Raw genomic sequence first — 20,203 nt, 5'->3', positions numbered from 1 at the left:
GAGCTTGGTTTACCAGGCGTAATCGTCAAAGACCTCTTGAAGAGGGACCGCGCGCGAAAACCGCCTGTTAAACCAAACTCTAAGCCACATCTCAGGGCTTAAGCCCTGGGCAAGAAACTCGACGAGCTTTGCAGATAGTCAAAGAACCACCTGATGATGAAGCTGAATTGCGGGATAAGCTGCGACTTTTGCCAGTCTTCGCTTTTCGACAGGCCTGTAAAGGTATCCAGAAAGAACAGAATGGCGGCGACGATCAGTACGCCACGAAGCGCACCAAAGCAGATCCCCAACACCCTGTCTGTACCCGACAGGCCGGTTTTCTCCACCAGCGTACCGATAACGTAGTTAACGATAGCGCCCACAATCAACGTCGCGATAAACAGCACCGCGATGGCAATTCCATTACGTACCAGTTCCTCTTCAAAGCCCGTGAACCAGACTGACAGGTAAGTGTAGTAATGGCTGGCGACAAAGAAAGCACAACCCCATGTCACCAGCGATAACGCTTCACGAACAAAGCCGCGGATCAGGCTTACCAGACAGGAAAAACCAATCACCGCGATGATGGCGTAATCAATCCAGACCATATGTGTCCCACGATTTTACGCCCTGTCATCCAGTTCGGGGCGCATTCTAACAGAAAAAGAAAACGTTTGCGTAGGGATTTCCTTCCCGCGCGGAAATAAAAATGGCGCTGAAAAAATATTCAACGCCAGCAGAACATTGGCCTTAATGACCGCGCATTTATCTGGCTTCCCTGCCCCGTTTACGGGCCGTTGCCAGCAAAATAGCGCAGGGTTGCGCGGTTAATTGGCGCTGTAGTTCATCACCACGCCATTGAGGCCTGACAGCTGGTTCAGCTCACCCAGCGACGCTTTGAGTTTATCGCGCGAAGCATCAGGGCCGACCAGAATGCGGGTGATTTTACCCTGAACCGGCGTCGTCGGCGATGTGTAAGCGCGATAGCCCGCCGCGCGCAGTTTACTCACCACTTCATTCACTTTATCGGCGTTTTTCAGCGCGCCCAGCTGGACCACATAGGCTTTGCCGGTCGGAGCAGGTTTCTCCTCCTGCGCTTTAGCCGGTGCCGCGTTCGCCGCCGTCTGCTGCTCGCGCGCAGGCTGCTGCGGCTGCGGCTGCGGTTTAGGCTGCGGCTTTTCAACAGGTTTTGGCTTTGGCGTCACCGGCGTGGTGGTCACTTCCGGATCGGGATTGCTGTTTGCCGCAAGCCTTGAGGCATCAAGGGACGGTGCCGCGGCATCGCCAGCACGCACCTCTTCGGCAGCGCCTTCCGGCGGCTGCGCGGGCAGCGCCTGGGTTGCCGCCGGCATCATATCCGGCTCGTCACGATCGCCCGGCTTAGGCACCAGCGGGATCGCTGCGAACTCATCCTGATAATGCTTTTTCTGCCCGTCGAGCAGCCCGGGCAGAATAATCACCCCGAGCGCGACCAGTATAACGGTGCCCATTAAACGGTTCTGAAACTTACTTGCCACCGGTTCTCCCCGCTTCCATCGCTTCCATGACATGCGCCACGGTGTGGAACGAGCCACACACCAGCACGGTATCGCAGGCGTCGGCCTCCGCCATTGCCGCCTGCCAGGCCTGGGTCACGTCCGGGAATGCTTGCCCCGACGTCAGGTGCGCCAGCAGTTGCTCCGCCGTCGCGCCGCGCGGCCCCTCCAGAGGGGCACAATACCAGCTATCGACCACCGGCTCCAGACAGGCAAGCGTTCCGCTAATGTCTTTATCATGCAGCATGCCAACCACCGCCAGCACGCGGCCACTTTTTGGCAGCGCCGCCAGCCGCCCGGCAAGATAGCCTGCGGCATGAGGATTATGCGCGACATCAAGGATCAGACGTGGTGATTCGCTCACAATCTGAAAACGACCGGGTAAAATCGCCCGTTCTATGCCGTCGCGGATCGCCTGCTCGCTTACTGCCAGTTTACTGGCGCGCAGCGCGGCCAGCGCGGTAGCCGCGTTCGGCTGCGGCACCTGCGGCAGCGGCAGATCGCTCAGCTCACCCTGCGCATCCCGAAAACGCCAGCTCTGCGCGCCAACCTCGTAGTGCCACGCCACATCGCGCTGTAACAGCTGCGCGCCTTTCTCCTGCGCGACATCAGCGATGGTGTGCGGCATATCCGGCTCGCCAACCACCGCGGGTTTACCGGCACGGAAGATGCCCGCTTTTTCACGGCCGATGCTTTCGCGATCCGGCCCGAGCCAGTCGGTATGATCGAGCGCAATGCTGGTGACCACCGCGACATCGGCATCGACCATATTGGTGGCGTCAAGACGTCCGCCGAGGCCCACTTCGAGGATCACCACGTCCAGCTGCGCCTGCTTAAACAGCCACAGCGCTGACAGGGTGCCAAATTCAAAATAGCTTAAAGAGATATCGCCGCGCACGGCTTCGATCTCCGCGAAGGAAGCGGTATGCGCGCTTTCTGCCAGCTCCTCGCCCTGTACGCGCACGCGTTCGGTGTAGCGCACCAGATGCGGCGAGCTATAAACGCCAACGCGATAACCGGCCGCCAGCAGGATCGACTCCAGCGTACGGCAGGTGGTGCCTTTGCCGTTGGTTCCGGCGACGGTGAAGACAAAAGGTGCAGGACGCAGCACATCAAGCCGCGCCGCCACCTGGCTTACGCGATCGAGCCCTAAATCGATAGGTTTACTGTGCAGCTGTTCCAGATAAGAGAGCCATGCGGCCAGGGGCGACGTGGCTTGCGGAGTAGAGAGAGTGTCCATGATGCCCGTTGATAGTGTGCGGTTTGAAAAGCAAAAGGGCAGTGCCTTTTGGCCCTGCCCTCATGAGTATACACATGCTCGTTTTCGCTGCTGGCGCGTGGTCACATAGCCATCCCGCTTTCCTGTGTGGAGAAAGAGCGAGCTAAGCAAGGCGCATCAACGCACCTGCAGCAGAAAGCGTGACGTGTATTATCAGGCTTCGCCTTCCTGATCCGGCTCTGGCGTTACCACCGTGCCAATATGCGTATCGTCCGCATCCGGCGCCGGCAGATTCATCATCTTCGCCAGAATACGCGCCAGCTTAAAGCGCAGCTCCGGGCGGCGAATAATCATATCGATAGCGCCTTTTTCGATCAGGAACTCACTGCGCTGGAAACCGGCAGGCAGTTTCTCGCGCACGGTCTGCTCGATAACGCGCGGGCCGGCAAAGCCGATCAGCGCTTTCGGCTCAGCGATGTTGAGATCGCCCAGCATCGCGAAGCTGGCAGAGACGCCGCCCATGGTCGGGTCGGTCAGCACGGAGATATACGGCAGACCGCGCTCCTGCATTTTCGCCAGCGCCGCAGAGGTTTTCGCCATCTGCATCAGCGACATCAGCGCTTCCTGCATACGCGCACCGCCGGAAGCGGAGAAGCAGATCATTGGGCAGTTATCTTCCAGTGCCTGCTCAACCGCACGCACAAAGCGCGCGCCAACTACGGAACCCATTGAACCGCCCATGAACGCGAACTCAAAGGCCGCTGCGACAACCGGCATGCCATGCAGCGTGCCCTTCATCACTACCAGCGCGTCTTTCTCGCCGGTCTCTTTCTGAGCTGTCGCCAGACGGTCTTTATACTTCTTCGAGTCGCGGAACTTCAGCACATCTTTCGGCTCAAGTTCGCTGCCCAGTTCAACCAGCGATCCTTCATCCAGCAGGCTATGCAGGCGATTACGCGCTGACATCCGCATGTGGTGATCACATTTCGGGCAGACTTCAAGGTTACGCTCCAGTTCGGCGCGGTAAAGCACCTGACCACAGCTATCGCATTTTGTCCACACGCCCTCAGGGATGCTCGCCTTACGGGTGGGGGTGATGTTGCTTTTAATTCTTTCAATCCAGCTCATTGATAACCTTTCTACATGAACCTGGTAGCCCTTGACTGGGGCACATTAAAACATAACGGTTCGCAACTTGGGATAAAAAAGTGGTCGAACCGCCAACAGGTGATTATTTTGTCTGCCGGGACGCGGCGCGGCGATGGCGGATAATCTCAAAGACCCCGGGAAGTATAGACACTACGATAATTCCGACAATCATCAGCTTGAGATTGTCCTGAATCATCGGGATGGTGCCAAAGAAGTATCCGGCGTAGGTGAAAAGTAACACCCACAGCAGCGCGCCCACGACATTATAGAGAGCAAAATGGCGATAGGACATATGGCCCATGCCAGCGACGAAAGGTGCAAAAGTACGCACTATCGGCACAAAACGCGCAAGGATAATAGTTTTCCCGCCATGTTTCTCATAAAACTGATGCGTTTTATCAAGATGGCTGCGACGGAAAATCTTTGAGTTGGGGTTACTGAATAACCGCTCACCGAACAGCCGTCCGATGGTGTAGTTCACCGCATCGCCCGCAATGGCGGCGATCAGCATCAGCAGCACCATCATATGCACATTGAGATCGTTGGTCTCAAGCGACGCCAGCGCGCCCGCGACAAACAGCAGCGAGTCGCCCGGCAGGAACGGCGTCACCACCAGACCCGTTTCGCAAAAGAGAATAATAAACAGGATCGCATAGACCCAGACGCCATACTGCGCCACCAGCTCAGCGAGGTGAACGTCAATGTGAAGAATGAAGTCAATCAGGAAGCGTATTAAGTCCATCTACTTATGCCTTATTAATGTGCGACTAGTCCGCCAGGAACAGCGGGCCCATTGGCGCAGCGGGTAGCGCAAAGTGGGATGGATAATCCACCGACACCAGATAGAGCCCCTCCGCTTTCGCCGTTGCTGCCGCCAGCGTTCTGTCCTTTGCCACCAGCAGCTCTGCTATCCAGCTCTCCGGCTGGTTGTGGGCGCCTACTTCCATCAGGCTGCCGACAATATTCCTGACCATATGATGTACAAAGGCATTGGCTTTGATATCGACCACAATATAAGTGCCGTAGCGGCTGACGTTGATGTGCATCAGGTTGCGCCAGGGCGTACGCGACTGGCACTGCACGGCGCGAAACGAGGTAAAGTCGTTTTCGCCAATCAGGCACTGCGCCGCGCGGTGCATGCGTTCGGCATCCAGCGGCTGATGATAGTGCGTAACACCATGACCGAGCACAGCCGGACGCAAGCGATGATTGTAGATGACGTAGCGGTAACGGCGCGCCGTCGCGCTAAAACGCGCATGAAAATCATCGGGCACATCTTTGACCCAACGCACCGCGATGTCTTTAGGCAAATTCGCATTTACGCCCAGCGTCCACGCGGCGTCTTTGCGCAGCGCAGTCGTCTCAAAATGGACCACCTGTCCTGTCGCATGCACGCCAGCATCGGTGCGCCCGGCGCAGAAGACCGAGATCGGCTCATTGGCCACCTGTGAGAGCGCCTTTTCCAGCTTTTCCTGCACGCTGCGCACTTCCTGCTGACGCTGCCAGCCATAGTAGTGGCTGCCGTCATACTCAATTCCCAGCGCGATTTTGTAGCGCGGCGCGGTGGTTTCTTCCTGCATCAGTACAGATACTCCTGCACCAATTTCTCGGCGGTTTTCACTGCCATCAGCGCGCCGCCAAAGCGGACGTTATCAGCGACTGACCAGAACTGGATCTGCTCCGGCATGCCGTAGTCGTTGCGTATGCAGCCGACGGAGAGATGCGCCTGGCCGGACGCATCTGCTACCTGGGTCGGAAACGCATTCGCTTCAGAGAGCGCAATATCCTCAAAGCGGGCAAACGCATCGCGCGCCTCTTCCGCTGCCAGCGGGCGTAACGCTTCGAAATTCACCATCTGCGCGTGACCGTAGAAGACCGGCGACTGCACGCAGTTAGCGGAGATCATCAGCCCGTCGTCCTGCAGGATTTTACGCATCTGATCGATAATGATGCGCTCTTCGCGCACGCTGCCTTCACTGTCCGGCAGCAGCGGCAGCATGTTGAATGCCAGCTGGCGACCAAAGTAGTCATCATCATCAATGGGAATACCGTTCAGCAGTTTGGCGCTCTGCCCTGCCAGCGCATCCACCGCCTGTTTACCGCTGCGGGAAACAGAGAGCAGACTGGTTACAGCAATACGCGACAGACCGCCTTCGTCAATCAGCGGCTTGAGGCCTGCCAGCAGCTGGCTGGTGAGGCTGTCCGGAATAGCGATAACGTTGCGGTTGCGGTAGTCCGCCAGCACGAACGGGTTGACGTCCGGCATCACCAGCGGCACGTCCGGCTCAAGGGCAAACAGACCGCTGGTGTCGATCACCAGGCAACCGGCGTTGGTCGCTTCTTCAATATAGGTGGCAGTGGCTTGCGCACCGGCCACAAAAAATGCCAGCTGCGCCTGCGTCCAGTCGAATTCGGCAGCATCTTCTACGCGTACGGTTTTACCGGCATAACGCAGGTTTTCTCCGGCGCTTTCGCTCCTTGCCAGCGCATAGAGTTCGCCAACCGGGAACTGGCGCTCTGCCAGCGTTTCGAGCAAGGCTTCTCCGACCGCGCCGGTGGCGCCGAGAACGGCAATATTCCAGCCTTCAGACATGGTGATTCACTCCAGAAAAAAGCGTCCCCGTCGGCGACGGGGAGCATAAAGATGAATTAACGTACCGGGTGATAAACGGCGTCGAAGCCCAGTTTTTGCAGCAACGCCGAGGCGTCCGCGTCGTCGCACTCAACGGTGAGTGACGACCATTCACGGCGCTCAAGATAGTGCTTACGCAGCTTATCGAACTCACCCGGTGTGCCCGCCGCTTTTCGCAGCAGGGCATCGTCGCGGCGCACATCATACACCAAATGCACCAACCTTTTTAACATTGCCTGTCCAACCGGACCATGAAGGGAGATGCGGCTGCACTCTGGCGCAGGAAGCAGCGTATTCAGCGCCACCTGCTGCGGCTGGCCGAGGAATTCACTATAAGCTTCAAACACCTGCGTGGTGCCGCGCGCTTTCCCCTCCAGCGTGTAGCCCGCGATATGCGCCGTGCCGATATCGACCTTCGCCAGCAGCTCAACGTTGAGATCCGGCTCCGGCTCCCAGACATCCAGCACGACACTAAGATCCTGCCCGGCCTGCAGGTGCTGCAACAGCGCGACGTTATCCACGACCGGCCCGCGACAGGCATTAATCAGAATAGTGCCAGCTTTGAGGCGGCTGAGCAGCGCGTCATCGACCAGATGCAGGGTTTTATAAGGCCCCTCTTTAAACAGCGGGGTATGGAAGGTGAGGATATCCGCTTCACTTACCAGCTCATCCAGCGAGCGGAAGTCGCCCGCATCACCGCGATCGGCGCGCGGCGGATCGCACAACAGTGTGCGAATGCCCAGCGCTTCCAGCCGCGCCTGTAAGCGGCGGCCGACATTGCCGACACCGACAATCCCCACGGTGCGATCGGTGAGTGCAAAACCATCGCGCTCCGCCAGCATCAGCAATGCAGAGAAAACATACTCCACCACGGCGATAGCGTTACACCCTGGTGCTGCGGAGAACGCGATGCCCGCCTGTTTCAGAAAAGCCTCATCAACATGGTCGGTACCCGCCGTGGCAGTACCGACAAATTTGATCCCGGTCCCTTGCAGTAAATCGTTATTCACCTTCGTGACGGATCGCACCATTAATGCTTCTGCATCAGCCAGTTCCGCCAGCGGAATCGGGCGTCCGGGCACGGCCTTAACCTCGCCCAGTCGGCTAAAAAGATCGCGGGCGTAAGGCATATTTTCATCAACAAGGATTTTCACACTACAGTACCTGTTTGAGAGCGGGAGTTGAGCGCGCAAGTGTGCCATAATCTCGCCGCCAGGCATACCCGCAATGCCGGCCACCGCCATGCGAGAGTAAGAGGAAACCCATGATTCAACCCATTCCGGGCGCACCCGCGCGTCCTCCCGGGCAAGAGCCACCGCAAGCCGCTAACCCTGTCGGCGAGCAGCCATTATCCACCCAGCAGCGTACGGTGCTGGAGCGGCTGGTGACGCGTTTGATCGCCCTGACCCAACAGCAGAGCGCTGAGGTCTGGGCAGGCGTAAAGCATGACCTGGGGCTGAAAAACGATGCGCCCCTGCTCTCGCGCCACTTCCCTGCGGCTGAGCAGAATCTGACTCAGCGTATGGAGACGGCCACGCAGAATCACACCACGCGCCAGATGGTGACCCAGTTGACCGAGCTGCTCGGCAAGGGGAACAATCGCCAGGCAGTGAGCGATTTTATTCGTCAGGAGTTCGGCCAGACGGCGCTCAGCCAGCTTACGCCGCAGCAGCTAAAGACTGTGCTGACGATGTTGCAGAACAACCAGATTGCGATCCCGCAGCCGCAGCAGCGCCCGGCAACCGAGCGTCCTCTGGTGGCGGCGGAGCACAACTCCCTCAACCAGGCGGTGACGAAACTGGCGGCGGCAACCGGCGAGTCGAGCAAGCTTATCTGGCAATCGATGCTGGAGCTCTCCGGCGTGAAGAGCGGCGAGCTGATCCCGGCGAAACATTTTACGCCGCTGATGACCTGGCTGCAGGCGCGCCAGACGCTGGCGACGCATACGGCACCGACTCTGCAAACGGTGCAGGCCACGCTGAAACAGCCGCTGGACAGCGCAGAGTGGCGCGGCATCAGCGACTATGCGCAGCAGACGTTCCAGGTGACGCCGCAGACGGTGCTGACCAATGCACAGGTGCAGGATATTCTCAACCAGGTCTTTTTACGACGCACCGAGCGCGCGTCGGGAATGATCGAAGTGCGTGATGTGCAGCCGATTTACAGCCCCTTCGTCGCGCCGATAGTCGATACGGTAAAAGCGATGTCGATGCGTCCGGGCCTCTTTTTTATTGCCCTGCTGGTGGTGATGTTTGTACTGTGGCTGGTGATCTAGCTTTCTGTAAGCCTGTGAAAAAACCGTAGGCCTGATAAGCGAAGCGCCATCAGGCAAAGACCTGATGGCGCTTTAGTGACCTACGGATCACCCTCTTACTTGATGTTATCGCCGTTCTGTTTGATCACATCCTGGTACCACCAGAAAGATTTCTTACGGCTGCGCGCCAGCGTACCGTTCCCTTCGTTGTCCTTATCGACGTAGATAAAGCCGTAGCGTTTTTTCATCTCGCCGGTGCCGGCAGAAACCAGATCGATACAGCCCCACGGCGTATACCCCATCAAATCGACCCCATCTTCCACCACCGCTTTTTTCATTTCGCGGATGTGGTTGTGCAGGTACTCAATGCGGTATTGATCGTCGACCACGCCGTCGCTTCCCAACTGATCGATAGCGCCGAAGCCGTTTTCAACAATAAACAACGGCAGTTGGTAGTGGTCGTAGAAGTAGTTCAGCGAGTAGCGCAGGCCAACCGGGTCAATCTGCCAGCCCCAGTCCGATGCCTTGACATACGGGTTTTTCACCAGGCTTTTGGTTTCGTCGTAATCAAGCTGCGGGTTATCTTCCGTCGCTTTGGTGGCAAAAGACATGTAGTAGCTAAAGCCGATGTAGTCGACGCAACCGCGGGTCAGGATCTGCAAGTCTTCGTCGGTGATATCAAGCTTGAAATCCCGGCGGGCAAAGTAGTTGAGCAGATGCTGCGGGTAGTAACCGCGCACATGTACATCGGTGAACCAGTAGCGGCGATGCATCGCTACTACCGACATCATCATGTCGTTTGGATCACAGGTGAGCGGGTAGATCGGGCACATGGCGATCATGCAGCCAATCTTGAAATCGGGGTTAATTTTATGACCCGCTTCCACCGCCAGCGCGCTGGCTACCAGCTCATAGTGCGCGGCCTGGTACATGATCACTTCACGATCTTCGCCCGGCTGATACTTCACGCCGGAGTTGGTAAACGGCGCGAAATCTTCGTTGTAGTTGGCCTGGTTGTTAATTTCGTTGAAGGTCATCCAGTATTTGACCTTGCTGCGATAACGGGTGAAGACGGCGTTGGCAAAGCGCACAAAGAAGGCGATCACTTCACGGTTACGCCAGCCGCCATACTTTTTGACGAGGTGATAAGGCATTTCGAAATGGGAGAGCGTGATTACCGGCTCAATGTTGTACTTCAGGCACTCGTCGAACAGATCGTCGTAGAACTGCAAACCGGCTTCGTTTGGCTCCAGCTCATCCCCATTAGGGAAGATACGCGTCCAGGCGATCGAGGTGCGAAAACATTTGAAGCCCATCTCGGCAAACAGTTTGATGTCCTCTTTGTAGCGGTGATAGAAATCGATGGCATCGTGGTTAGGGTAGTTTTTTCCCGGCAGTACGCCATCGGTGATCTCACGCGGTACGCCGTGCGCGCCTGCGGTCATCACATCCGCTACGCTGACGCCTTTACCGCCCTCCTGCCAGCCGCCTTCCAGTTGATGCGCAGCAACCGCTCCGCCCCACAGAAAATCCGCTTTAAAACCGGACATATCTCTCTCCTTTCGCTCATCAGTGCGAAAAGCATAAACGCGACCGCGCAGAGATGACATCACCGCGGTCGCGTTTTGTGAAACCGGTTGCAAAGAGAGTATTTGCTTCTATTTATTGCGCGGGCGAAACGCGATCAGCGTTACGACAATCCCGATCGCCGCTGAGATTGCCCCTGCAAGAAAGACGGAAGCGTAACCGAGCGAGGTAGCCAGAAAGCCGGTCAGCGGGCCGCTGGCGGCATAGGCAATATCCTGAAACGCCGCATAGCCGCCCAGTGCCGTCCCGCGAACCTGCGGCGGTACGCGTTTCACCACTTCCACCCCTAACGCCGGGAAGATTAGCGAGCAGCCACAGCCGGTTAACGCCGCGCCGAATAGCGCCATCCACGCCCCGCTGGCCTGCCACAGCAATAACAGCCCGGCGATTTCCACCAGCAGAGAAACGAGCGCTACCCGCACGCCGCCAAAACGGTCCGGCGTCCAGCCAAACAGGATGCGCATCAGAACGAATGCGCCGCCAAACGCGGTGAGCGTAAAGCCAGCCATCGACCAGCCTTCGCTGGCGAAATAGAGGGAAATAAAGGTGCCAATCACCGCAAAACCGACGCCCTGCAGTGCCAGCCCCAGGCCCGGCTGCCAGATAAGGCCGACCACGCTCCAGAGCGACGGGCGCTCACCGGCATGGGCCGGAACTTTACGCACGCCGCCGTTAAACAGGCAGGCGAGCAGCGGTAAGAGAAGAGAGATCGCCCCCAGCGCTGTGAAGCCAAAATGGCTATTGATAAGCAGCCCGAGCGGTGCCCCGGCGGCCAGTGCGCCATAAATTGCCATACCGACCCATGACATCACTTTGCCTGAACGTGCCGGGCCAACCAGGCCAACACCCCAGGTGAGCGTGCCGGTCAGCAGCTGGCTTTCACCGAAACCGAGGATCAATCGACCGACGATCAACAGCGCACACCTGGCCCATACGTCAACCGGCAAGAGTGCCGCCAGCAGCAAGGCGACACCCGCCAGCGAGCAGGCAAACAGGCCCTGTAACGCCGAGCGTTTTGCGCCATATTGATCGGCCAGCCGACCGGCGTAGCTGCGCGTTAAGACCGTGGCGAGAAACTGTGCGCCGACGGCAATACCGACCATGGTGTTGCCATAGCCCAGCTGATGATGAACAAACAGTGGAATGACCGGCAGCGACAGGCCAACCGTCATATAGGTCAGGAACACCGCGAAGGCGATGCGAAACAGCGAGTGCGTGGCTGAAGGGGAATGAACAGCGTCTGCTTGAACGGACATGCATTACTCCATAGGGCAGAGCAAGGCGGGAAGAGATTTTGACCACGCCCCCTCCGCCTGACAGTCAGGATTAGGGTGCGTTGGTTGACGTTGAACGCTTACGCATTATCAAAACGATAATGTTGGGCTGAAGTTTGCCTGCCGTAACAACGGCTTGTCAATACCAAAAAAAGGGAGCCGAGGGCTCCCTTTTTTAATACAGCTGCTCAATCATTCATGTCATGCCGTGGCATCAGATGAATGAAATCGCTCACTTATTTCAGCTTGCGCATCACCAGCGTGGCGTTGGTGCCGCCAAAGCCGAAGCTGTTGGACATTACCGTGTTCAGCGTCTGCTCGGTCGGTTTGGTCACGATATTCATGCCCGCCGCCTGATCGTCCAGATCGTCAATGTTGATGCTCGGCGCGATAAAGCCGTGCTCCAGCATCAGCAGAGAGTAGATCGCTTCCTGCACGCCAGCCGCACCCAGTGAGTGGCCAGTCATCGCTTTGGTGGCGGAGATGGCAGGCGTGTTGTCGCCAAACACTTCACGAATCGCACCCAGCTCTTTCACGTCGCCAACCGGCGTGGAGGTACCGTGGGAGTTGAGGTAGTCGATCGGCGTATCAACGCCGTGCATTGCCATCTTCATGCAGCGCACTGCGCCTTCGCCTGATGGTGCAACCATGTCGGCGCCATCGGAGGTTGCGCCGTAGCCGACGATCTCTGCGTAGATGTGCGCACCGCGCGCCAGCGCGTGCTCCAGCTCTTCAACCACTACCATGCCGCCGCCGCCAGCGATAACAAAGCCATCACGCTCTTTATCGTAGGTACGGGAAGCTTTGTCCGGCGTCTCGTTGTATTTGGTGGAGAGCGCGCCCATGGCGTCGAACTCACAGGCCATTTCCCAGCACAGCTCTTCGCCGCCGCCGGCAAAAACGATGTCCTGTTTGCCCAGTTGAATCTGTTCTACCGCATTACCGATACAGTGTGCGGAAGTGGCACACGCGGAGCTGATGGAGTAGTTAACGCCGTGAATTTTGAACGGCGTGGCGAGGCAGGCGGAAACCGCAGATGCCATCGCTTTGGTCACCACATAAGGACCAACGGCTTTCAGGCCGCGCGGGGTGCGCATCGCATCCGCGCCGAAAACCTGCGCTTTAGACGAACCACCGGAACCTGCAATCAGGCCCACGCGCGGGTTGTTCTGATAAACCTCTTCTTTCAGGCCGGCATCTTCGATGGCCTGCTGCATGGAGAGGTAGGAATAGATAGAGGCATCGTTCATGAAACGAACCACTTTACGGTCGATCAAACCCGTAGTGTCCAGTTTAACGTTACCCCAGACGTGGCTGCGCATGCCGGAATCTTTGAACTCCTGAGAAAATGTGATCCCTGAGCGTCCTTCACGCAGAGATGCCAGGACTTCCTGCTGGTTACTACCAATGCTGGAAACGATGCCCAGGCCAGTAATTACTGCACGCTTCATTCAATACCCCTAAGTCGCACTAATTAAGTTTCGTGTCGCAAGATAGCGTACACTTGTACGCCGAACAAGTCCGATCAGACATTTCACAGAGAAATTTGCGCCTTTCTTTGACCCTCGTTAAGATCGACGCACTGCTTGCCGGACGAGTAACTTACGTGAAACACACCGCTATACAGACCGCTAACCTCGAATTCAACGCTGAGGGTACACCTGTTTCCCGAGATTTTGACGATGTCTACTTCTCTAATGATAACGGGCTTGAAGAGACCCGCTATGTTTTTCTCGGCGGTAATGGCCTCCAGACGCGTTTTCCAGAACATTCAAGGAAGCTATTCATTGTTGCGGAAAGCGGCTTTGGTACCGGCCTCAACTTCCTGACGCTGTGGCAGGCTTTCGCCGCTTTTCGCGCCGAACATCCTGACGCTACCCTGGAAAGATTACATTTCATCAGTTTCGAAAAATTTCCGCTTACCCGTGATGACCTGCGAAAAGCCCACGCCCACTGGCCGGAACTGGCCTCCTTTGCCGGGCAGTTGCAGGCGCAGTGGCCGCAGGCGTTTGCCGGGTGTCATCGGCTGTTACTGGATGAGGGGCGTGTGACGCTCGATCTCTGGTTCGGCGATATCAACCAGCTGACCGACACCCTTGATGAGAGCCTGAACCAGCAAGTCGATGCCTGGTTCCTTGATGGCTTCGCACCGTCGAAAAACCCCGATATGTGGACCCCAGCGCTTTTTCAGGCGATGGCGCGCCTCACCCGCGCAGGCGGGACGCTGGCGACCTTTACCTCCGCCGGGTTTGTGCGCCGCGGTTTGCAGGAAGCGGGCTTTACCATGCAAAAGCGCAAGGGCTTTGGCCGTAAGCGGGAGATGCTGAGCGGTGTGATGGAGAATGGTGTTATCTGCGCGCCGCGCGCGCCGTGGTTTGCCCGCAGCGGAACAGAGACGCGGGAGGTCGCGCTGGTCGGCGGCGGCGTGGCGAGCGCGCTGCTTGCCCTTGCGCTGCTGCGCCGTGGCTGGCAGGTCACGCTCTACTGCGCGGATGACGCCCCGGCAGAGGGCGCATCCGGTAATCGCCAGGGTGCACTCTACCCGCTGCTTAGCGCGCATGATCCGGCGCTGGCACGCTTTTTCAGCGCCGCGTTTACCTTTGCCCGCAGGCTGTATGATGGGCTACCGGTGGCATTTGATCACCAGTGGTGCGGCGTCACGCAGCTTGGCTGGGACGAGAAAAGCAAGCATAAAATCGAACAGATGCTGACGCTGGAACTGCCTCACGAGCTGGCACACCGCATCAATGCGCAGGAGGTGCTGGCACAGAGCGGCGTGGAGACTGGCTGCGGCGGCATCACCTACCCTGCCGGCGGCTGGTTGTGCCCGGCGCAATTAACTGCGGGCGCTATTGCACTGGGAATCGAACAGGGTTTGCAGGTGCACTATCGTCATGAGGTTGAAGCACTTGTTCGCCATAGCGATGGCTGGCAGCTGCGTTTTGCCGATGGCAGCGAGCGCCAGCATGAGAGCGTGGTGCTGGCCAACGGTCACCGCATTCAGCACTTTTCCCAAACGGAGAAGTTGCCGGTTTACCCGGTCGCCGGTCAGGTAAGCCATATTCCCACCACTGAGCCGCTGGCCCGTCTGCGCCAGGTGCTCTGTTATGACGGCTATCTGACGCCGCACAACCCGCATAATCAGCAGCACTGTATCGGCGCCAGTTATCATCGCGGCCAGCAGGAAGCGACCTACAGCGAAGCGGATCAGCAGCAGAACCGCCAGCGCCTGATTGACTGCTTCCCGCAGGCTGAGTGGGCGCAAACGGTGGATGTCAGCGCCGGAGAGGCGCGTTGCGGCGTACGCTGCGCCACGCGCGATCACCTGCCGATGGTTGGTAACGTGGCGGATTACGATGCCACGTTGTCAGCCTATGCAAAGCTTGCAGAACATCCGCAGACGGCGGTCAGTGCGCCGGTGCATGAGGGATTATTTATGATCGGTGCGCTCGGTTCGCGCGGCTTGTGCAGCGCACCGCTGGCGGCGGAAATCCTTGCCGCGCAGATGAGCAACGAGCCTATTCCGCTGGATGGCGAAACGCTGGCGGCGATGAATCCGAATCGGTTATGGATACGTAAGTTGTTGAAGGGAAAAGCGGTGAAATAAGGGGTGGCGGCAGGTAGATCGCCGTAGACCGATTGCCGGATGGCGCGTAAACGCTTATCCGGCCTACGCCGTTTCAGCCGCTCCATACACGTTTCCGCATCCCCCACCCGTAGGCCGGATAAGGCGGAGCCGCCATCCGGCAATCCGTGCATACCCAACCACACGGTTTCAGCAGCCCCGAGTCGTAGGCCGGATAAGGCGAAGCCGCCATCCGGCAATCCGTGCATACCCGACCACGCGGTTTCCGCAGCCCCGACCCGTAGGCCGGATAAGGCGGAGCCGCCATCCGGCAACTCCGCCACAGGTTAAAGCAGGCTTAGTGCGCCTTCGCCTGCTGGTAAAGATTTTCCCACATGCTGAGCACCAGCGCCTGGTCACGCGGCGACAGCTCACCAGCCTGAATGGCGTGCTCCACACTGGTGGTCACGCGTGCGGATACCGCTTCCGGCGAGTGGTCGTCGCCGCTCTCCAGATCGGCCACCGCCAGCGTCAGGTGCCCGCGCAGATAACCGCCAGCAAACAGTTCATCATCACTGGCGTGATCCACCATATTGTCAATTAACGCCAGAATGCGTGATTCAAACTCCGCGATCATCTCTCTTCCTCTCGTAAAAACGTGGCCCTACAGATCTTCCGGCCACGGAAACTGTGCTGCCGCTAATGGCGGCGTCTGGTAATAATCCTGTAATGCTTTGATAAAGCGCGCCGGACGCGCCGGGATCCCCTGCTCCAGCCACACCATCACCTGGGCGTATACGCGGCGCTGAAACGCCACGCGATCCGGCTCGACATCGCCTTCAAGGTTGTCGCAACTGACATTAAACGGGAAGCCCGCTGCCGCGCAGAAGAGCCACTCCAGCGCCTGCGGCTTCACTTCGACATCTTCAAACTGCCCCTGGGTGGCGGCATCGCGCCCGTCCGGGCAGTACCAGTAGCCGAAATCAACCAGCTTGCGCCGCTCTGCCCCGGCGATGCACCAGTGTGAAATCTCATGCAGGGCGCTGGCGTAAAAGCCGTGGGCAAACACCACACGGTTGTAAGGCGCGTCGGCATCAGCGGGAAGATAGATCGGTTCGTCGTCGCCTTTAATCAGACGGGTATTAAAATCGCTGGCAAAGCAGCCATCAAAAATATCAATTAATTGCTGATAGTGGTGCGTCATACATTCACCCCCAGAAACTGGAGGATCTCCTGGCCGTGACTGTCATAGAGAAGTTTTGCGCTCATCACCGCCGAGACAATCACAATCATCGGACGAATAAGCTTCTGCCCTTTACTGAGCACCAGCCGCGATCCCATGCGCGCGCCAAGAAACTGGCCGACAAGCATCACAAAACCGGTGCCCCATACGACTTTGCCGCCGATGATAAACAGCAGCAGCCCGCCGACGTTGGAGGTGGCGTTTAGCACCTTGGCATGCGCGGTCGATTTCGCGAGGTTGAATCCGCAGAGGGTGACAAACGCCAGCGCGTAAAACGACCCGGCGCCGGGGCCGAAAAAGCCGTCATAGAAGCCGACGCAGCCGCCGGCTACCAGCGCAAATGGCAGACCATACAGACGACGCTGCCGATCCTCTTCGCCAAGCTTCGGCATCAATAAAAAGTAGAGACCGATACAAATAACTAATATTGGCAGGATCTGGCGCAGCACGTCTGATTTCACATACTGCACCAGCAGCGCACCGCTGGTAGAGCCGATAAAGGTCATCAAAATATTGAGCTTCTGATCGGCGATATTGACCACTTTGCGGCGAATAAAGTAGAGCGAGGAGGAGAGGGATCCACCGCAGGCCTGCAATTTGTTGGTCGCCAGCGCCTGCGCAGGCGTCATTCCGGCGGCCAATAGCGCCGGAACGGTTAACAGCCCGCCGCCGCCCGCCAGCGCATCAATAAAGCCCGCCAGCAGCGCGACCAAAAAGAGCACCGCCAGCATCAGCGGTGTCATCATAAACAGCGAATCAAAGAGTTCCATCAGAGGGCGTGTTCATCCAGTAGAGCCTGACAGGAAGGCGGCAACGGTGGCGGCGTCTTTTTCTCAGGCGTGCTGCTGCCCGGTTTCGCCGGTTCAAACCAGCTCTGCAGCTCCGCGCCGCAGCCGTCGCCCGGCGGCGGCGCTGGCTGATCGACACACTCAAGGCTGTCGGCCGGGCAGCGCAGGCGCACGTGCATATGCGCGCGATGCTGGAACCACGGACGCACCTTGCGCAGCCAGTCGCGATCCGTGCCGGCATCGAGGCAGAGCTGCTGTTTGATCGCCGGGTTAACGAAAATACGCGTCACCTCGTCATCCTGCGCGGCAAGCTTAATCAGGCTGCTGATTTCCGGCTTCCACAGCGATTGCACCACGCTTTTTCCATCCTGTGAGACCAGATCCAGCGCCTGCGGTTTTAGCAGCTGCGCCGCGCTCCAGCGCGTAGTCGGCAGTTGCAGGAAGATATCCACATCCAGCCCCGACTGATGGCTGGCGTGACCGCTGTTAAAGCGCCCGCCCGCCGGCATGCCCATATCGCCCACCAGCACGGTGCCAAGACCCAGGTTATGCACCTGGGTGCTAAGGCGCTGAATAAACAGCACCAGATCCGGGTGACCAAAATAGCGGCGCTGATCGGTGCGCATCACCTGATAAGTGTCAGATTGCAGCGGCAGCTCCTGCGCGCCGACGATGCAGCCATTCGAGAATGCGCCAATCGACTGCGGGCTGCCGGGCACCGGATGGGTCAGTTTTTGCCACGGTGTCGCCGCCGTAGCGGCGGCGCTCAGCAGCAGCGCAAACAGCGCGATTGCCGTGTTTTTCATCGGTTACCAGCGTGGAAGTGAAGGAGTGACATCAGCGTTTTGACCGCGCTGACGCAGGAAGTGATCCATTAAGACGATCGCCAGCATCGCTTCGGCGATCGGCACCGCGCGAATGCCAACGCAGGGATCGTGACGCCCTTTGGTGATCATCTCTACCTCATCGCCAGAACGCGTCACGGTTTTACCCGGCACGGTGATGCTGGAGGTGGGCTTGAGCGCGATATTGGCAACGATCTGCTGACCGCTGCTGATACCGCCGAGAATGCCGCCAGCATGGTTGCTCTGGAAGCCGTCGCGGGTCAGTTCATCGCGGTTCTGGCTGCCACGCAGTTTCACCACTTCAAAGCCGTCGCCAATCTCAACGCCTTTCACCGCATTGATGCTCATCATGGCGTGGGCAATATCGGCATCCAGACGGTCAAATACCGGCTCACCAAGGCCTGGTGGAACGTTGTCAGCAACCACTGTCACTTTCGCGCCGATAGAGTCGCCCTCTTTCTTCAGGCCGCGCATCAGCTCGTCCAACGCCTCGATCTTGTCCGGATCCGGACAGAAGAAGGGGTTAAGCTCAACCTGATCCCACGCTTTGATCTCCAGCGGAATGTCGCCCATCTGGCTTAAACAGCCGCGAATGACGATGCCGAATTTCTGTGCGAGGTATTTTTTCGCAATGGCGCCAGCCGCGACGCGCATCGCCGTTTCACGGGCGGAGGAGCGACCGCCGCCGCGATAGTCGCGCACGCCATATTTCTGTTCGTAGGTGTAATCCGCATGACCGGGACGGAAGAGATCTTTGATCGCACCGTAGTCCTGCGAGCGCTGATCGGTATTTTCAATCAGCAGGCCGATGCTGGTGCCGGTAGTCACGCCCTCAAACACGCCGGAGAGGATTTTGACCTGGTCCGGCTCGCGGCGCTGGGTGGTGTAGCGCGAGGTGCCAGGACGGCGGCGATCGAGATCGTGTTGTAAATCCGCTTCCGTCAGCGGAATGCCCGGCGGCACGCCATCAACAATACAGCCCAGCGCCAGCCCGTGCGATTCACCGAAAGTGGTGACGCGAAAGAGTTGTCCAATCGTGTTTCCTGCCATCACGGCTCCGTTATTCGTTGTGTGTTTGCGCGTTGATCAGTCTTTGTAGATGCTGAAATGTTCTTGTGCCGCAATCAGTTGCGCTTTGGTCAGCATAAAGACACCGTCCCCGCCGTTGTCGAACTCCAGCCAGGTGAACGGCACATCGGGGTACTGGTCCATCAGATGTACCATGCTGTTGCCGACTTCACAAATCAGGATGCCGTTATCAGAGAGGTACTGCGGAGCGCAGGCGAGAATGCGGCGCGTCAATTTCAGACCATCGCTGCCGGAGGCAAGACCCAGCTCCGGTTCATGACGGTATTCCGACGGCAGGTCGGACATATCCTCTTCATCAACGTACGGCGGGTTGGTGACAATCAGGTCGTACTGCACTTTCGGCAAATCGCGGAAAAGATCGGAGCGGATTGGCGTGACATGGTGAATAAGGCCATGCTCTTCAATATTGTGTTCCGTTACCGCCAGCGCATCGGCAGAGATATCCACCGCGTCCACTTCCGCTTCCGGGAAGGCGTACGCGCAGGCGATAGCGATACAGCCGCTGCCGGTGCACATATCAAGAATGTGCTGCGGTTGCTGGTCGATAAGCCCGGCGAAGTGGTTGTTAATCAGCTCGCCAATCGGCGAACGCGGCACCAGCACGCGCTCATCCACGTAAAATTCGTGACCGCAGAACCAGGCTTTATTGGTGAGATAGGCCACCGGAATGCGCTCGTTAACGCGGCGGATCACACGCTCAACGATGCGGTGGCGCTCGCTGGAAGTGAGGCGCGCGTTACGCATCTCTTCGGGAATATCCAGCGGTAAATAGAGAGTTGGCAGCACCAGCTGCACCGCTTCATCCCAGGGGTTGTCGGTGCCGTGGCCGTACCAGATGTTGGCGGCGCTAAATCGGCTGACCGACCAGCGCAACATGTCCTGAATGGTGTGCAGCTCGTTCACTGCTTCGTCGACGAAAATTTTATCCATACTATCCCCCAGGGCATGCTCGCAATAAATTCGGCGGCTAGTTTGCCATGAAGATGGGGATAAATCAGCATCCACGCGCATCTGCGCGGCGTAAAAATGCATTTTGCTGCACCG

The 20,203-nt window shown here is 58.1% G+C and carries 19 protein-coding genes; 2 read left to right on the top strand and 17 right to left on the bottom strand.

What is annotated here, in order from left to right:
• Positions 1-98: 98 nt before the first annotated feature.
• The 8 genes from cvpA to pdxB all read right to left on the bottom strand — a co-directional run bounded on the left by cvpA (position 99) and on the right by pdxB (position 7,668).
• The gene (cvpA, locus tag SOM48_RS05180) at positions 99-587 is read right to left on the bottom strand and encodes a colicin V production protein (RefSeq protein WP_042716765.1); all 489 of its coding nucleotides are present in this window, start codon (positions 585-587) and stop codon (positions 99-101) included.
• Positions 588-806: 219 nt separating this feature from the next.
• Complete coding sequence (gene dedD, locus SOM48_RS05175; RefSeq protein WP_320511561.1) at positions 807-1,496, bottom strand: cell division protein DedD; 690 nt, start codon at positions 1,494-1,496, stop codon at positions 807-809.
• On the bottom strand, positions 1,486-2,754 hold the full coding sequence (folC, locus tag SOM48_RS05170; RefSeq protein WP_320511560.1) for a bifunctional tetrahydrofolate synthase/dihydrofolate synthase: 1,269 nt from the start codon (positions 2,752-2,754) through the stop codon (positions 1,486-1,488). The genes dedD and folC overlap by 11 nt, the downstream gene beginning before the upstream one ends.
• A gap of 192 nt (positions 2,755-2,946) precedes the next feature.
• A complete protein-coding gene (gene accD / locus SOM48_RS05165) occupies positions 2,947-3,861 on the bottom strand; it encodes an acetyl-CoA carboxylase, carboxyltransferase subunit beta (protein ID WP_023479916.1) in 915 nt (304 codons plus the stop codon).
• Positions 3,862-3,964: 103 nt separating this feature from the next.
• A complete protein-coding gene (locus SOM48_RS05160; RefSeq protein WP_054803330.1) occupies positions 3,965-4,624 on the bottom strand; it encodes a DedA family protein in 660 nt (219 codons plus the stop codon).
• A 25-nt stretch (positions 4,625-4,649) separates the two neighbouring features.
• Entirely contained in the window at positions 4,650-5,462 is an 813-nt protein-coding gene (gene truA / locus SOM48_RS05155) for a tRNA pseudouridine(38-40) synthase TruA (protein ID WP_320511559.1), read from the bottom strand.
• Complete coding sequence (locus SOM48_RS05150; protein WP_263754283.1) at positions 5,462-6,475, bottom strand: aspartate-semialdehyde dehydrogenase; 1,014 nt, start codon at positions 6,473-6,475, stop codon at positions 5,462-5,464. Before SOM48_RS05150 ends, truA begins: the two co-directional genes overlap by 1 nt.
• 56 nt (positions 6,476-6,531) lie before the next feature.
• Positions 6,532-7,668, bottom strand: coding sequence for a 4-phosphoerythronate dehydrogenase PdxB (gene pdxB / locus SOM48_RS05145; RefSeq protein WP_312201484.1), 1,137 nt, complete (start codon positions 7,666-7,668; stop codon positions 6,532-6,534).
• A 113-nt stretch (positions 7,669-7,781) separates the two neighbouring features.
• On the opposite strand from pdxB, the gene flk reads away from it, so the two are divergent.
• Complete coding sequence (flk, locus tag SOM48_RS05140; RefSeq protein WP_042718481.1) at positions 7,782-8,789, top strand: flagella biosynthesis regulator Flk; 1,008 nt, start codon at positions 7,782-7,784, stop codon at positions 8,787-8,789.
• A 95-nt stretch (positions 8,790-8,884) separates the two neighbouring features.
• Here the strand turns inward: flk and SOM48_RS05135 are convergent, their stop codons facing one another.
• The 3 genes from SOM48_RS05135 to fabB all read right to left on the bottom strand — a co-directional run bounded on the left by SOM48_RS05135 (position 8,885) and on the right by fabB (position 13,080).
• Positions 8,885-10,318: a 6-phospho-beta-glucosidase gene (locus SOM48_RS05135; protein WP_076770197.1), complete on the bottom strand. Its 1,434-nt coding sequence runs from the start codon at positions 10,316-10,318 to the stop codon at positions 8,885-8,887.
• Between the two features lie 108 nt (positions 10,319-10,426).
• The gene (locus SOM48_RS05130; protein ID WP_320511558.1) at positions 10,427-11,611 is read right to left on the bottom strand and encodes an MFS transporter; all 1,185 of its coding nucleotides are present in this window, start codon (positions 11,609-11,611) and stop codon (positions 10,427-10,429) included.
• 254 nt (positions 11,612-11,865) lie between these two features.
• Positions 11,866-13,080, bottom strand: a complete 1,215-nt coding sequence (gene fabB / locus SOM48_RS05125) for a beta-ketoacyl-ACP synthase I (RefSeq protein ID WP_094421284.1) — start codon at positions 13,078-13,080, stop codon at positions 11,866-11,868.
• A gap of 155 nt (positions 13,081-13,235) precedes the next feature.
• On the opposite strand from fabB, the gene mnmC reads away from it, so the two are divergent.
• Positions 13,236-15,236 (top strand): bifunctional tRNA (5-methylaminomethyl-2-thiouridine)(34)-methyltransferase MnmC2/FAD-dependent 5-carboxymethylaminomethyl-2-thiouridine(34) oxidoreductase MnmC1, encoded by a 2,001-nt coding sequence (gene mnmC, locus SOM48_RS05120; RefSeq protein WP_320511557.1) that lies wholly within the window; start codon positions 13,236-13,238, stop codon positions 15,234-15,236.
• A gap of 316 nt (positions 15,237-15,552) precedes the next feature.
• Here mnmC and SOM48_RS05115 read toward each other — a convergent pair whose 3' ends face one another.
• From SOM48_RS05115 to prmB, 6 genes are read right to left on the bottom strand one after another with little or no spacing between them, the layout of a single operon-like run.
• Positions 15,553-15,831: a YfcL family protein gene (locus SOM48_RS05115; RefSeq protein WP_023479659.1), complete on the bottom strand. Its 279-nt coding sequence runs from the start codon at positions 15,829-15,831 to the stop codon at positions 15,553-15,555.
• A gap of 27 nt (positions 15,832-15,858) precedes the next feature.
• Entirely contained in the window at positions 15,859-16,398 is a 540-nt protein-coding gene (locus SOM48_RS05110; protein ID WP_320511556.1) for an elongation factor P hydroxylase, read from the bottom strand.
• Entirely contained in the window at positions 16,395-17,207 is an 813-nt protein-coding gene (locus SOM48_RS05105) for a sulfite exporter TauE/SafE family protein (RefSeq protein ID WP_023479690.1), read from the bottom strand. The genes SOM48_RS05110 and SOM48_RS05105 overlap by 4 nt, the downstream gene beginning before the upstream one ends.
• Complete coding sequence (mepA, locus tag SOM48_RS05100) at positions 17,207-18,031, bottom strand: penicillin-insensitive murein endopeptidase (protein WP_320511555.1); 825 nt, start codon at positions 18,029-18,031, stop codon at positions 17,207-17,209. The genes SOM48_RS05105 and mepA overlap by 1 nt, the downstream gene beginning before the upstream one ends.
• Before the next feature lie 3 nt (positions 18,032-18,034).
• Positions 18,035-19,120, bottom strand: a complete 1,086-nt coding sequence (aroC, locus tag SOM48_RS05095) for a chorismate synthase (protein WP_076770200.1) — start codon at positions 19,118-19,120, stop codon at positions 18,035-18,037.
• Between the two features lie 36 nt (positions 19,121-19,156).
• Complete coding sequence (gene prmB, locus SOM48_RS05090) at positions 19,157-20,089, bottom strand: 50S ribosomal protein L3 N(5)-glutamine methyltransferase (RefSeq protein WP_054804316.1); 933 nt, start codon at positions 20,087-20,089, stop codon at positions 19,157-19,159.
• Positions 20,090-20,203: the final 114 nt, after the last annotated feature.

It is taken from the genome of Kosakonia sp. CFBP8986 (assembly GCF_034044935.1).
In the GTDB taxonomy this organism is placed as follows: domain Bacteria; phylum Pseudomonadota; class Gammaproteobacteria; order Enterobacterales; family Enterobacteriaceae; genus Kosakonia; species Kosakonia cowanii.
The sequence above is the reverse complement of the archived record's forward strand: the minus strand, read 5'-3'. Positions and strand labels throughout refer to the sequence as shown.